This is a genomic window from Micromonospora sp. NPDC050397, assembly GCF_044901685.1.
Lineage (GTDB): Bacteria > Actinomycetota > Actinomycetes > Mycobacteriales > Micromonosporaceae > Micromonospora_G.
On sequence record NZ_JBJDPS010000003.1, the window covers coordinates 111,507 to 124,890 of the forward strand.

Annotated in this window: 10 protein-coding genes; 2 read left to right on the top strand and 8 right to left on the bottom strand. The window is 71.9% G+C overall.

Translation table 11 applies throughout. From position 1 onward, the window contains the following. Position 1: 1 nt before the first annotated feature. The 3 genes from ACI2K4_RS11535 to ACI2K4_RS11545 all read right to left on the bottom strand — a co-directional run bounded on the left by ACI2K4_RS11535 (position 2) and on the right by ACI2K4_RS11545 (position 5,537). Entirely contained in the window at positions 2-4,705 is a 4,704-nt protein-coding gene (locus tag ACI2K4_RS11535; protein ID WP_404510427.1) for a hypothetical protein, read from the bottom strand. Positions 4,706-4,792: 87 nt separating this feature from the next. Beyond that, positions 4,793-5,119: a hypothetical protein gene (locus tag ACI2K4_RS11540; RefSeq protein ID WP_404510428.1), complete on the bottom strand. Its 327-nt coding sequence runs from the start codon at positions 5,117-5,119 to the stop codon at positions 4,793-4,795. Then, positions 5,112-5,537 carry a YbaB/EbfC family nucleoid-associated protein gene (locus ACI2K4_RS11545; RefSeq protein ID WP_404510429.1) on the bottom strand — a complete coding sequence of 142 codons (426 nt, stop codon included), beginning with the start codon at positions 5,535-5,537 and terminating at the stop codon, positions 5,112-5,114. Before ACI2K4_RS11545 ends, ACI2K4_RS11540 begins: the two co-directional genes overlap by 8 nt. A gap of 144 nt (positions 5,538-5,681) precedes the next feature. Here ACI2K4_RS11545 and ACI2K4_RS11550 point away from each other — a divergent pair, with 144 nt between their 5' ends. Next, positions 5,682-6,905 (top strand): SUKH-3 domain-containing protein, encoded by a 1,224-nt coding sequence (locus tag ACI2K4_RS11550; RefSeq protein WP_404510430.1) that lies wholly within the window; start codon positions 5,682-5,684, stop codon positions 6,903-6,905. Positions 6,906-6,915: 10 nt separating this feature from the next. Here ACI2K4_RS11550 and ACI2K4_RS11555 read toward each other — a convergent pair whose 3' ends face one another. From ACI2K4_RS11555 to ACI2K4_RS11570, 4 genes are all read right to left on the bottom strand, one after another. Beyond that, a complete protein-coding gene (locus ACI2K4_RS11555) occupies positions 6,916-8,379 on the bottom strand; it encodes an aldehyde dehydrogenase family protein (protein WP_404510431.1) in 1,464 nt (487 codons plus the stop codon). A gap of 94 nt (positions 8,380-8,473) precedes the next feature. After that, entirely contained in the window at positions 8,474-9,187 is a 714-nt protein-coding gene (locus ACI2K4_RS11560) for a hypothetical protein (RefSeq protein ID WP_404510432.1), read from the bottom strand. Continuing rightward, complete coding sequence (locus tag ACI2K4_RS11565; protein WP_404510433.1) at positions 9,184-11,739, bottom strand: hypothetical protein; 2,556 nt, start codon at positions 11,737-11,739, stop codon at positions 9,184-9,186. The genes ACI2K4_RS11560 and ACI2K4_RS11565 overlap by 4 nt, the downstream gene beginning before the upstream one ends. Before the next feature lie 126 nt (positions 11,740-11,865). Beyond that, complete coding sequence (locus ACI2K4_RS11570) at positions 11,866-12,231, bottom strand: DUF3499 domain-containing protein (RefSeq protein ID WP_404510434.1); 366 nt, start codon at positions 12,229-12,231, stop codon at positions 11,866-11,868. A gap of 166 nt (positions 12,232-12,397) precedes the next feature. Here ACI2K4_RS11570 and ACI2K4_RS11575 point away from each other — a divergent pair, with 166 nt between their 5' ends. After that, positions 12,398-12,847 (top strand): metallopeptidase family protein, encoded by a 450-nt coding sequence (locus ACI2K4_RS11575; RefSeq protein ID WP_404510435.1) that lies wholly within the window; start codon positions 12,398-12,400, stop codon positions 12,845-12,847. 33 nt (positions 12,848-12,880) lie between these two features. Here ACI2K4_RS11575 and ACI2K4_RS11580 read toward each other — a convergent pair whose 3' ends face one another. Then, positions 12,881-13,138: a WhiB family transcriptional regulator gene (locus ACI2K4_RS11580; protein ID WP_101367926.1), complete on the bottom strand. Its 258-nt coding sequence runs from the start codon at positions 13,136-13,138 to the stop codon at positions 12,881-12,883. Between the last annotated feature and the right edge of the window lie 246 nt (positions 13,139-13,384).

Sequence of the window (13,384 nt, forward strand, 5' to 3'; positions counted from 1 at the left end):
CTCACCCCACCTCCGGCATGGTCGACTGCAACGCCTCCCAGAACCGCCGCTGTTCCTCGCGGACCAGGCTGTCACAGATAGCTCGTTCGGGAGCCGTCAGCACCCGGCCCTCCTGCTCCGCGTTCGCCTCGATGTCCCGCCTGACCTCGAACAGCGCATGCTCCCACACCGCCACCTCGTCAAGCGCCGTCAGGTGTAACCGGAACTCCCCGATATGGCCGTTCGCGGTCCGCAGCATGAGCTGAATATCGCGGTAACCACTCCGTTGCGGTCGCTGGAACCGATCGCTGAACTTCACGACGTTCACCGTCGGATCGAGCCGAAGCCGCTCAAGGGCGGCATACAGATCGTCCAACTTCTGGAACTCGACCTTTGCCCCGGCAACATCCTTGAGTCGGTTGACGAAGCCCTGGTAGGCGGCAATCTTGTCTTCGGCGCGTTGCCGGCCTTTCGGGGTCTGCCGCCATCCTGGCTTACCCCCGCCGGGCTCACCCTCGTTGGAGAGCCTTCGGGCCAGCGCGGAGAGTTCCCGCTGGGCGGACTCGGCCGCCACGTACAACTCGTCCAGGTAGGCCGCCCGGTAGTCGGGGTCGCCCCGACGGGAAGCGTCGAACCCCGGCTGGATGGGCTCCTCCTCCGGAACCCGGATCGCGGCGCTCACTTCGAGTTGCCACGGCTGGAGGGCGGTCGGCTCCGGCCTCGCCACCGGCTCCGCCGCCACGACCTCGGCACCCCGAACCGCGATGTCCTCCAGGACCGAGGCCACCACGTCGATCGCCTCCTGGTGGCTCGCGAGGTGATGCAGGGTCAGCGGACGGGCGAGCAGCGAGTTGGCCAGTTCCGGCGAGGCCCCGACCATCCGTACCAGGTCGACGCGTTGGGTGAGCCGACCCAGCAGCTCCTGCGCCAGCAACGGCTCGTCCTCCGGCGGCGTACGCCACGCGCGGTCGAGCATCGCCGGTACCCGAGGATCGGCAAGGAACTGGGCAACCACCGCCGCCTCGGGCTCGCCGAGGCCCGGCACCAGGCGCGTCAGGGCATCGTGATCCAGTCGAGCGGCCACCTCGGCCGGCGACACACCCCCGGCAAGTACGTCACCGAGCGTTGGGCCCGCGGCGATCAGGCTCTCCACCGACGGCGGCCCGCCGGTCGCACTGCCAGCGGCAATCAGTCGTTGCTCTGCGGCGGATTGCCCTCCCACTGGAAGACCCAGTTGATCGACTCCTCGTCCGGCACCTGCTCCCCACCGGTCACCTGCGGAGCGATCCGCTCCACCGTCTCCCGATCCACCGTCTCGTACCGGTCGAAGTTCCGATGGTCGTCGAGAATCCGTACCACCAGCGACGGGTTGTATGACCATGCGTGCTGACGGTGATCCCAAATCAGCGCGTGCCCCCCGCTGCCCATCACGAAGACCCCCGACGGGGTCGCCTTCTCGTCGGTCCGGTAGAGCACGTAGTACGCCAGCATCAGCACCCTCCAGTTCGGCGGCGACTCGGGCCGAGATCGGCAGGTCCGCCGCGACCAGCCCGAATTCGGCGACAATCTCGGCAAACGTTCGATCGTTGTGATCCAACCACGCCCGGTAGTCCCGCCAGACGAGCCCGTCGCCAAGGATCCACTTGGCGAAAGTGGCGTCCTTGGCCCCGAACCTCACGGCAAGGTCCGGCGGGATTTTCGCCGCCATGCCGAACCGCTTGTTGATCTGCAACATCCGCAGGTAGGCGTGCACCCGCCGAGGTGCGAGTTCGTCCTTCCGACGGAGGACCTCATACGCCTCGTGGGTCAGTTTGCCCGCGCGTCGCGACTCATCCGTCGGCAACTGCAGCTCGAAGGTCTGGCCACCGGGCGAGGTAAGGGTGCAGTTGAAGCCGTAGAACCGGTTTCCGGCGGACCAAAAGTTCTTCAGCGCGCCCGGGTCGACCCGGTAGCCGCGATCGGTCAACGTCGCGAGCAGACCCTCGATCGCCGGCCGGTAGTCGCCGCCCGGCGGCAACACCAGGGAGAAGCGCAGGACATCGTTCACACTCTGAGCGAATTCGGTGACGGGAATGCCCTCAGAAACCGCCTCGTCGTCGTACTTGCGGGCCAGGGATTCGGCGCTCTTGAGGCGGTTTTTCACGCCGGTCAGCGCGATGGTCCGGTCCAGGCCCAAGGCGGCCGTGACCGCCTCACCCGCCGCCACCAGATCTTGCTGCACCCCGTCGGCGGTGTCGTGGGCCTGCCGCCGCAGGTCGTCGAGCACCGCCTGATCGGCTGCGTTGAGCTGCACCGGACGGGTCGGGCTCGGCGGTCTGCCGAGCAGGACCGGCTCGCGATCGGCACCGAAGAGATGGCCCGGCAGCAGGCTCCGCTGTTCGGCCGCCCGGAACAGCGCGATCTCACCGAAGGTCTGGGGCACGGTGCCTTTCGCGTACGCGACGCGCCCCTCGGCGCCACCGGGCACCCAACTCCCGTTCGGCAACTCGATGATGTCGACGCCGAGCGCGGCATCTTGCTGTCGGCCCGGCGACCACTCCCGTGGCCAGTCCGCCAACCGGTCGCCGGGGGCGTGCACGACCATCGGCACCACCGTCAGGCCAGCCCGACGGGCCGCCCGTAGGCGCTGATTGTCCAGCGAGACGAGCGAACCGTCGCCCCAGCGGACACCGTGCACCGGCCCGCCCCGCCACCCGCTGGCGCGCATATCCTCGACCAGATCCTGGGCGGTCGTGCCGTCGCTGGTCCGTGGACTCACGCTTCGCCGGCTGAACTGAATCTCGGCGGGCGAAACCAGGGCGGTACGCGAGAGCGTGGCAGCATATCCCGCACGCTCCTCCCGCGAAAGCGTCCGTGGGTCGAGTCCCAGGTCGGCGAAGCTGGCCGAGCCGACACCGAGCGCCAGCAACTCGTCCGGGTCCGGGTCACGCAGCATCTCGGCCGGTGCGAGCCGCACCGGGCCGGTCCCACCGGCCGACGGCGGAACGGCGGCGCGCGGGGCAGACGTGCCGGGCAGCGCCTGGTCGAGCAGGTGCAGGCGATTGACGTACGCGTCGTCGCCGGTGGCGGTCGGGGTGACGGTGGCCGTTGGCCGGGGCGGCTCCGGGGTTCGTGGCGGCGCCGGCAGCGTCCCCTGCCCGTCTCCCGGGCTGACCCGCTGATGCGGGATCGAGGACGTGACGTTGCCGGTCCCGGCCGCCACGGCGGGGACGGCCGGTGCCGTGGCTGTCGGGACCGTACCGGGCCCGGTTGGGTTCGGTCCCGCCGATGCTGGTGGTGCCGGCGGCTGGACCGGCACCTCCGGACCGGTAGCGGGAGCGGGTGTGACCGAAGAGAGCGTCGGCGCGGTCGAGGTCGCCGGTACGGGCGGCACGGTCGCCTCGGCAACCGAGGTGGCCGCCGCCCCGATCGTCGCCGGGTTGATCGGGTTTTCGGCGGCGCGGTCGATCGCCGGATCGGTGGTGTCGGTCGGGACAGCGATCGTGTCGGTCGGGACGGCGATCGTGTCGGTCGGGACGGCGATCGACCGGGCCGGAGCCGGGACGGGATCGGTCTGGCCGCGCACTGCGGGTTGTGCGGGGCTGGCAGCGACGGGATCGGCGGCGTCGAAGGGCACGGCGGAATCAGGGCTCATCCCCACAGGTGGAGGGGACGGGGACGGGGACGGGGACGGGGACGGGGACGGGGACGGGGACGGGGACGGGGACGGGGCATCGAGCCGCAGGTCCAGGCCGTCGCGCAACAGGTCCGTGGTCTGGCCGACGGCGGCGCCGCTCGCCCCGGAGGTCGCGGCCCGCGCCGCGTCCTCCAGACCGCTCAGGCCCTGACCGGTGGCGAGACCAGCCGCGTTCTCCGCCAGTATCTCGCCGAGCGCCTCCCGGCCGACCTGCTCGGCGAAACGACCGCCCCGGCCGCTGACGTGGTTGCCCAGTCCGGTCACCGAGGCAGCGGCGCCGCCCGCGAACCCGCCCACCGCCGACGTACCGAGCGAGCCGGCGTCCAGGCCGTCGCGGCGTCCGGTGCCGTTCTGGTAGAGCTGCGTGCCGAGATCCGTGGCGACCTCCTCGGCCGCCTCGGTGAGCCCGTCCGCGCCGGCGCGGCGCGCGAAACCGCGTACGCCCCGGTCGGTCACCTCACGCGCGGCCTTCTCGGTGGCCTCGCGTACGCCCTGCCGCAGTGTCTTGGCGGCGAGCCGGGCCACCAGCCGGCGGAAGATCTGCTGAACCACCGCCCGGGTGGCCGCCATCGCCGCCACGGCTGCCGGGGAGGCCGCGCCGAGGGTGAGTACGACCGCCACGGTCATCGCGAGCAGTTCCACGACCAGGATGCCGACCTGGATCCACACCTCGATTTTGGCCGCCTCGATGTCGCAGCCGCACTCCTCGACCAGGGTCCCGAGTTCGTGACTGACCCTCAGCAGGAGCAGCATCGGCGCGTCGTCGCCAGCGGCGAGCCGGCGCCACGCCTGGTCGAAGGCGGCGCCGACCTCGCCGGTGTGGCCGTACCCGGCCAGCGCCTCCCGCGCCGAGGCGTACGCGTCGTCAACCGGCCCGGCCATCGCGGACGCCGCCGCGAACCACTGGTCGGCGAGGTCCCAGACGGCCCGCTCGTCGCCCTCGGGCCATTCGGCGCCGAGCACCCACTCCAACCCTTCGTGCACCCAGCCGGGCACCTCCCAGGGCAGCAGGTCCAACGGATGCGGGACCGGACTGGGCAGCACGCTCATGCGACGGACGCCTCTCGGGATCGTCGTGGCCGGTGGTCAGGTCGCGTCGGTGGTCAGGTCGCGTCGGTGGTCAGGTCGCGTCGGTGGTCAGGTCGCGCTTCGTCCGATCCGGTGACCGCTGGCGGCGTCGGTCGCCACGGTCGCCTCGACCGAGTCCGCGAGGTCCCCACCGAGTTGCTCGAGACGGGAACCCACACCGCGCCAGGTGGCCAGGACGGCGGCTTCCAGCCCCCGGTACTGCCGTTCGAAGGCCGCGCCGATGTCGTCCGTGCCCCACGGCTGGGTCGCGCTCGCGGCCTCGATCTCGCCACCGAGCCCGGTCCACTCGGCGCCGATGGTCGTGCCGGAGCGGGCCAGGTCGGCGGCGGCCCGGTGGACCCGATCGGGATCGAGCCAGAGGTCCCGCTCAGCCATCCCGGTCGGCCTCCGCCCGCAGTTGCGCGTCGCCCCGCCGCAACAGCGCACCGAAGTCACCGTCGCGTACGAAGTCGAGCGCGCCGGAGCCGGCCGGCAGGTAGCCGCCGACGAGGTGCTGCACCGAAGCGCTCACGGCGCTGGCGGCCCGTTGCACGGTCTCGGTGATCGTCGCGGCCAGGGCCTCGGCGTCCCGATCCCGGTAGATGCCCGGGTCCAGTTCGAGCCGGAGCAGTTGACCCCGGGGGCCGACGGTCGCGCAGACGCGGCCGTCGGCGGAGCGCTCGGTAGCGGTGAGGTCGGCCAGCCGCTGTTGCAGTTCGTCCAAACCGGACCGGAGCTGCTGGTACTGGCCGTACACCTGGTCGAAACGGGCCCTGCGTGCCCGGTTCGCGTCCCGGTCCGCGGTCTGCGCCACCGCCACCCTCCCCCACGCCGTCCCGGCACCGGGCCGGCGGAAATTAACTGTCGGTATCGCAGGACCATACCGGCTGACGCGAAGCGACGGGGTCCGGTAGTTTCGCGGACGACGTCCGGCTGACGGGAACGGGGAGACTTACACATGATCAGCCGCCAGGAAGCAGAGGCGATCGCCGATACCTGGGCCCAGCGGGAGACGCTACGGCTCGGCCGTCCGTGTGTTCCGACCCTGGACGAGTTCGACCTCGGCTACCTGGTTTCGACCAACCCGCCGCTGCGACCGTCCACTGTCACCGGCGCCGCGACGACCACGGTGATCGACAAGGAGACCGGTGAGGTGTCGAGCTGGCCGGGGCTGTCGCCGGAGGTCGTACGCGAGTTGTACCGCACCGACCGGGTCCGGCGTACCGGGCGGTTGGATCCGGCGGTGGCGCCGGAGCGGACGGCCCACCGGCAGCCGACGCCCGGCGCCCGCGCCCACCTGACGGTCCAGCACGACCTGCACATCGGTCACGCGGCAAAGGGCGACCTGCGGCTCCGACACCACCGTCTGGTCCGGGACCACCTCGACGGCCTGCCGGCGGGACATCTCGTACGCGGCGGCGACCGGCACGCCGAACTGGTCGTCGTCTCGGACGTGCTGCACGAGTACGACCGCCGACGGCGGGCGACCGGCCAGCCGCCACTGACCCAGCGGACGGCCCGGGAACTCTTCGACAGCGCCCGGCTGGAGGTGTTCCGGATTCGGGAGCCGGGTGACCCGGCCGGCGGGGCGACCGAGCGCCCCTGTGACTCCTGCGTCCGAGCGCTCGTCCACTTCGGACTGTTGCCCTGGTCGTACCTGGCCTTCGTGGAGGAGTGGCGGCCGTCGCCACAACCGCTGCCCGACCCGGAGCGGTTCCCGGCCGAGGTCGGTTACGCGCTGGTCGACGGGGGTTGGCGCCCCGGCTTCGGCGATCGACTGCTGGCCACCGAGGCGATCGCCAAGGTGTGCGCGGTCGCCGGTCGGCAACACCGGCACCGGGGCTTCGAGGCGGCCGAGCGTACGCTGACCGCGTTTCCCGGGCTGGTCTGCGGCCGACGCGGTCCGGGTGAGCGGGTGTGGATCCGGCGGTTCGAGATCAACCCGAGCGGGGCCGCGCACAGCGTGGAGAGCCTCGCCACCTTCGGTGCGCTGGTCGGCGTACGGCTCTTCCCGATCGGCACCGAGGACGGCGACAGCATCCTGGCGGTGGACGAGCGGGGGCGGATCTTCGCGCTCGACGAGGCGGGCGAGTGGTTCCTCGGCGCCGACATCGACACCGCGCTCACCAACCTGCTGCTCGGTCGCCCGCCGGCCCGGGTGCGGGACGACGGCACCTGGTGACGGCCGTCCGCTACAGGTCGATGCCGGTCAGGACCATGGTCCGGGTCTCGGTGTAGTCGTCCATCGCGCTGCGTACGCCCTCACGACCGACCCCGCTCCCCTTGACCCCGCCGTACGGCATCTGGTCGGCCCGGTACGACGGCACGTCGCCGACGATCACGCCGCCGACCTGGAGCGTGCGGTGTGCGGTGAACGCGGTTTGCAGGTCGTGCGTGAAGACCCCGGCCTGCAACCCGTGCGCCGAGTCGTTGACCACGGCGAACGCGGCCCGGTCGTCGGCGACCGGGGCGACCACCAGGACCGGCCCGAACGCCTCCTCGGTCCAGACCTTGGCGTCGCCGGGCACCCGGGTCAGCACGGTCGGCGGGTAGGAGTTGCCGGACCGCCGGCCGCCGATCACCAGCGTGCCACCGGCCGCCACCGCCTCGTCCACCCACTCCTCGACCCGCCGCGCGGCGGCCTCGTTGATCAGCGGTCCGACCTCGGTCCCGTCGTCGAACGGGTCGCCGGTGCCCAACGCCGCTACGGCGTCCACCAGCCGGGGCAGGAAGGCGTCGTGCAGCCGGTGGTGCACGAAGACCCGCTGCACCGCGATGCAGCTCTGTCCGGCCTGGTAGTTGGCGAAGGTGGCGATCCGCCGCGCCGCGAAGTCCAGGTCGGCCTCGCCGGCCCAGTCCGCGCAGACCACCGCGGCGGCGTTGCCGCCCAGTTCGAGCGTGACGTGCTTGTCCGGTACGGCCCGGCGGATCGCCGCACCGACCGGCCCCGATCCGGTGAACGACACCACCGGCAGGCGCGGGTCAGCGGTCAGCTCGGCGGCCCGCTCGTTGGGGAGCGGCAGCACGGAGAGCAGACCCGCCGGCAGGCCGCTGCCCGGCCCGTCCGGCTCGGTAACCTCGGCCAGCAGCTCGCCCAGGAGCAGGGCGCTGAGCGGGGTCGCCGGTGCCGGTTTGACCACGATCGGGGCGCCCACCGCGAGGGCCGGCGCGACCTTGTGCGCGACCAGGTTGAGCGGGAAGTTGAACGGCGTGATGCCGAGCACCGGGCCGCGCGGCACCCGCCGGACCAGTGCCAGTCGGCCGGTGGCGGTCGGCTCGGTGTCCAGTCGCTGCAACTCGCCCGCGAACCGGCGGGCCTCCTCGGCAGCCCAGCGGAAGGTCGAGACCGCCCGCGCCACCTCGATCCGGGCCCACCGGACCGGTTTCCCGCTCTCCGAGGTGATCAGCCGGGCCACCTCTTCGGCCCGCTCGGCGAGTCGATCCGAGACGTGGTCCAGCGCGGCGGCCCGGACGTGCGCCGGCAGCGCGGCGGCGTTGGCGGCGACCGCGTGCGCCGCCGCCACCGCCCGTTCCACCTGTTCCGGGCTGGCGACACTGGTTCGGCCGACCACGCGCCCGTCGTACGGGTGCCGGACGACCACCGGCTCGTCACCGTGGGTCGGTCGGCCGGCGACGAAGATCGGGGCTGGTTCCACGACCGGCAGCCTACTTCCGCCCGGAGCCGTGGCGCCCGGTCGCGCTGGTGTGATCAGCCGCGCACCCTTGGCTCCACCCGGTCGCGGTGGCCGATCAGCTACGCACCCTCGCCTCGACCTCGCGGTACTGCTCGATCGGACGCAGCGGCACGCCGCCGGGTACGTCCATCGCCGCCAGCAGGGCCGAGCCGTCCGGGTCGTCCGGGATCTCGCCCTCGGTGCCGAGGAAGTAGTGGACCATGAACTGGTGCAGCGGCGGGCTGGCCATCGTGTCCGCGCCGTCCGGGCCGTACAACTCGGGGGCGACGTGCAGGGCGAGCAGCAGCAGTCCGTCGACCCGGGCGAGCCCGGGGGCGAGCGCCGGTTGCAGGTAGGGCACGTCGAGCAGTCGCGCGCCGCGCCGCTGGTAGAACCGGAGCCGGGCCGCCGGGTCGCCGTACGCCGGACTGCCGGTGTGGTGGGTCGGGCTCTCCACCTCGGCCAGGATCGCGCACGGGGCGTACCCGGACCGCCAGCCCTCGACGACCTCGGCGTAGAGGTACCCGCCGATGCCGGTCCCCCTGGCCCCCGGCGCGACGACCAGGTAGCTCAGCAGCATCAGCCGGGTGCTCGGCGACCACTCGCCGACCAGCCCGGCGAGCAGGCCACCGTCGCCGTCGACCACCACCGACGCGACCAAGGTGCCGGCGCCGAGCTGCTCCCGCAGGTCGTCGAGGGTGACCAGTTGGTCCGGGACGAACGAGGTGGCGAGCAGCTCGCGGTGGAACGTCTCCAGCAGTGGCCCGTCGGCGAGGTCGACCAGCTTCATTCCCTTGTCCCTCCGACCACCCCGGCGGTGGTTGTGTTGGCCCGGCGCTTGCGTGGGCGACGCGACCGCCGGTTCGGGACGGCGTCCCGCTGGATGCGGTGCAGGCCCCAGCCGACGACGGTCGCGAGCAGGACCACGATCGCCACCAGGCCGGTGGCATAGAGCCGCTCGACGTTGTAGCCGGCCTGGATGATCTGCATGAGACCGGAGAGACCGACGGTCGCGATGGCGCCCAACAACACATCGTTCCAGTGCCGGTTCGCCTTGTCACGCCGTTCCTGCCGCTCGGCCTCCTCCCGTTCCCGGGCCTGGCGAGCCCGCTCCTCCCGTTCCCGCTGCTCCCGCTCGGCCTGCGCGGCGTACGCCTCCCGCTCGCGCAGCGTCCGGGCCAGCGCGTCGTTGCGCTCCCGCTGACGGCGTACGGAGGCGTCCACCAGCGCACCGATCCGGTCGCCGAGCACGTCGTCGATCATGCCCTCGAACTCGCCGCGCAGGGCGTCGAACTTGGCGGCGGCGAGGAGCCGGTCGATGGTCAGCCGCACCACCGGCGACATCACCAGCGACGGCGCGGTGACGAACATCAGGCTGAGCCGGCTCGCCATGACGAACTGGTGCAGGCGGAGCTGCTGTGCCTCCAGCCCGCCCTGCATGTCGGCCAGTTCCTGGGTCACCCGCTCGTACTCGGCCGGGTCGGTGCCGTCCGGGTCGGCGGTCGCGTCCCGCCGCTCCAGCCGCTCGACCATGGTCGACAGTTGCGCCATCACCTGGTCGTAGTGCTCGGCGATCTGGTCCTGCCAGCCGGCGAACATGCCCTCCAGGGTGGCCACGAACTCGGCCGTCTCCAGCACCATGTTGGCCGCGTAGTCGGGCGTCCCCGGCACCACCATGAGCGTGGTGTTACAGGTACGCAGCAGCAGGTCACCGGCGAACGCGGGCGCGTCCACGATGGGCAGCGCACCCGGTTCCACCCGGTAGCGCAGCCACTCGGCCATCGAGTTGATGCCGTTGCGGATGGGATGGACCAGCGGCTGCGCGCCGACGGCGGTCGCCGCGTCCCGGGCGAGTGCCACCGGCACCGGCTCCGCCCCGTCCGGCGGGACCAGGGAGCCCCGCTCGACCGAGACCATCACGTGGTACATCCCGGGCCGCCCGCTGCGGCGTACCGCCAGGCCGGAGCGGTCGGCTAGGTGCTCGGTGACGTCCCGGATCACGTCGGTGGCGAAGTTGGCCAGCCTGGGCCAGACCCGATCGGCGGGGCCGGGCGTGGCCGAGCGTAGCGGGCTGCCGAGTTCGACCAGGTCGCCGTACTCCGGCACCGGCCGGATCATCGCCGCGTAGACCTGTTGCGGTGTCGCCCCGACCAGGTCGCACTCCAGTCGCAGGTAGTGGTTGCCCAGCTCGGACAGGCGCAGCTCGACCTTGAGTACGGTCGGCTCCGCGTCGGGCCGGTCGATGTCGGCGAGTTCGAGGTCGGGCAGGGTGACCGCCATGCCCCGGTACTGCCGGCCGAGCGGGTCGTCGCCCTTCCAGATGTCGTCCAGCAGCAGGTCGCGGGTGACCATCGCCTGCGGGTGCTCGGCGATCGACCACCCGGCCACCGTCCACTCCTCGGCGGTACGGCGGGCGACCTCGACCATGTGCTGGGAGAAGGTCGAGGTGCCCTGCTCGGGTACGGCGTGCGCCGGCCGGACGGGTCCGGTGCTGCCGTACAGGCCGAACGGGTAGAGGTAGACGAGCTTGGCGTGGTCGATCCGGACCCACGGCTCCTCGGCCACCTCGGCGAGCGCCTCGACGTTGTGCCGGTGGGCCCGCAACTCGCTGCGTTCACAGTCGTCCGGACGGCCCTCCTCGGCGGCGCGCAGCGCTTGCGCCGCACCGACGAGGTCGCTGCCGCCGTACTCGAAGTGGTCGTGCACCGCCTGCGCGGCGCGCGCCAGCGACGCGTAGTAGCTCTCGTCCCGCCGTGCCTGCACCGCGAGGTGTTCGGCGATCGCCGACGGTCCGACCGCCTCCGCTCCCTGCGCCACGGCACGCGCGAGGTCGCGGGTGTCGCCGGACATCCGGGCCCATGCCGCCAGGCTCCCGCAGGACGCGGCGTTGAAGGTGGCGATCTCGCTGATCAGCACGCCGAGCAGGTCCAGCGCGAGCCGGGTCAGTTCCGGATCCGCGCAGCGGCCGGCGGCGACGAGCCGCGCCCCGGACCGGCGGGCGAATCCCATGACGGTCACGATCAGGTCGATGTCCCAGGCCGCCTGCCACGCCTGGTCACACCGGAACTTCAGGTAGAGCAGCAGGAGCGGGCCGCCGTACGGCACCGGAGCCGCGGCCTCCAGGGCACGTTCCAGCGCGGTGGTGACCAGCCCCTGCGCGTCGCGGTTGTGGTCGTCGGCGTTCCAGAACGCCAGCCGGTCCAGGAGTCGGAGGTCGGCCTCGGCACACGGGCTCTCCGGGGTGAGCAGGTGCTCGCCGAGCCACTTGCGCAACGGTCGCATGTCGCCGTCGGCGAGGGCGTCCAACAGTTCGGCGTACGTGTCGTCGACCCGAGCGTTCATGGCGACTCCAGAGGGCTCCGGGTGCTGGTGGGCTCCCTCGCACTATCCCCTGTGGAGGCAAACGCGCATAGATGTCCGTACCGCCCCTTGTCGGGGACGGTCGGTGCACTCGTTGTGTCCGCTCGGTTACTTCGCGGGCGGAATCACCCTCAGATGGCCTCGCCGACCGGTCTGTTGCCCGGTGGGCAGGTCGATGTCGACCTCGTCCTGGCGTTGCACCGGGCGGGCCGCCTCGCGCACCGCCTCGGCGAGGGCGACCAGGTCGTCGGTGGTGGGTGGCGGCGGCTCGAACTCGCCCTCGTGCCGCACCACGTCCCAGCCGCGCGGGGCGGTCAGGCTACGGGCGTGCTGCTCACACAGGTCGTACGTGTGCGGCTCGGCGAAGGCGGCGAGCGGACCCACCACGGCGGTCGACTCGTTGTAGACATAGGTCAGCGTGGCGACGGCCTGACGGGGACAGCCGTTACGCGAACAACGCCGTGGTGACCTCACGGCGGCACGGTATCTCTCTTACCGCCTTCAACACACCGCTTGGCGGTACGACACGCCGATCGTCTCAGCCACAATTCGGGCAACCGCCCCGGCGCCGACCGATCCCGCTCCGACACGGGTCGATCCGCGATCCGGGATCCGGCCAACCTGGGTCTACCCTGTGCACATGACCAGTCCGGACCATCGCCGGCCGGGACCAGGGCACCGTACCCGTCGGGACCGGCACGGCCGCGGCCTGCGCGGTCGGCTGGTGCCGGCGACCGTGCCGCTGGCGCGTACCAAGGCCGAGATCTTCGACGATCTTGTGTTGGACACCGTCGAGACGCTCGAACGGCGTTTTGCCAAGGAACTCGCCGGCGTGGAGTTCGCCGTCGAGGACGTACCCCCGGACCTGAACGTCTACGACTCGGACGTGCTGGAGGACGGCGAGGTGCCGTTGGCCCGGCTGCTGCCGGGCCGGCCGGGCCGGCAGGAGGTGCCGCCCCGGATCGTGCTCTACCGCCGGCCGCTGGAGTTCCGGGCGATGGACCGGGAGGACCTGGCCGACCTGGTCCACGACGTGATCATCGAACAGGTCGCGAACCTGCTCGGCGTCGATCCCGACGAACTGGCCTGAGCCGGGCGGCCCCCACCGCCCGGCCGGCGTACGTCAGGCGACCCGACGCTTGAGCTTGCGGCGCTCCCGCTCCGAGAGTCCGCCCCAGATGCCGAACCGTTCGTCGTGCCCGAGCGCGTATTCCAGGCATTCGGCCTTGACCTCGCAGCGCGAGCAGATCCGCTTTGCCTCACGGGTCGAGCCGCCCTTCTCGGGGAAGAACGCCTCGGGGTCAGTCTGCGAGCAGAGCGCCCGCTCCTGCCACTCCGGCGCATTCCCGAGCAGGTCGGCCACCTCGAGTCGGCCGTCCATCAGATGCCTCCTTGATCGCGCGCCGGCAACGAGGCCGGCGCAACCCCCCACGCGGAAGGCGTGTTTTTGTCCGTACGGTGGCAGTTTGATGTGCTCCGTTCGAACGACCCCACCCGAAATTACACGGGTGTAATGCGTGCGTCGTCAAGCCGAACCTGATAAGTGGGGTCACTCTCCCGGTACGTCCCGGACCACTCGCGGAGCCGTCCGGTGTCGACGCCTGCCCTACCGATTGAGACCGGTCAG

Bases quoted from the DNA above. Each gene is read 5' to 3' on its own strand.
- ACI2K4_RS11535 (WP_404510427.1), bottom strand. From the start codon at position 4,705: ATGAGCGTGCTGCCCAGTCCGGTCCCGCATCCGTTGGACCTGCTGCCC.
- ACI2K4_RS11550 (WP_404510430.1), top strand. From the start codon at position 5,682: ATGATCAGCCGCCAGGAAGCAGAGGCGATCGCCGATACCTGGGCCCAG.
- ACI2K4_RS11560 (WP_404510432.1), bottom strand. From the start codon at position 9,187: ATGAAGCTGGTCGACCTCGCCGACGGGCCACTGCTGGAGACGTTCCAC.
- ACI2K4_RS11565 (WP_404510433.1), bottom strand. From the start codon at position 11,739: ATGAACGCTCGGGTCGACGACACGTACGCCGAACTGTTGGACGCCCTC.
- ACI2K4_RS11575 (WP_404510435.1), top strand. From the start codon at position 12,398: ATGACCAGTCCGGACCATCGCCGGCCGGGACCAGGGCACCGTACCCGT.
- ACI2K4_RS11580 (WP_101367926.1), bottom strand. From the start codon at position 13,138: ATGGACGGCCGACTCGAGGTGGCCGACCTGCTCGGGAATGCGCCGGAG.
- ACI2K4_RS11540 (WP_404510428.1), bottom strand. From the start codon at position 5,119: ATGGCTGAGCGGGACCTCTGGCTCGATCCCGATCGGGTCCACCGGGCC.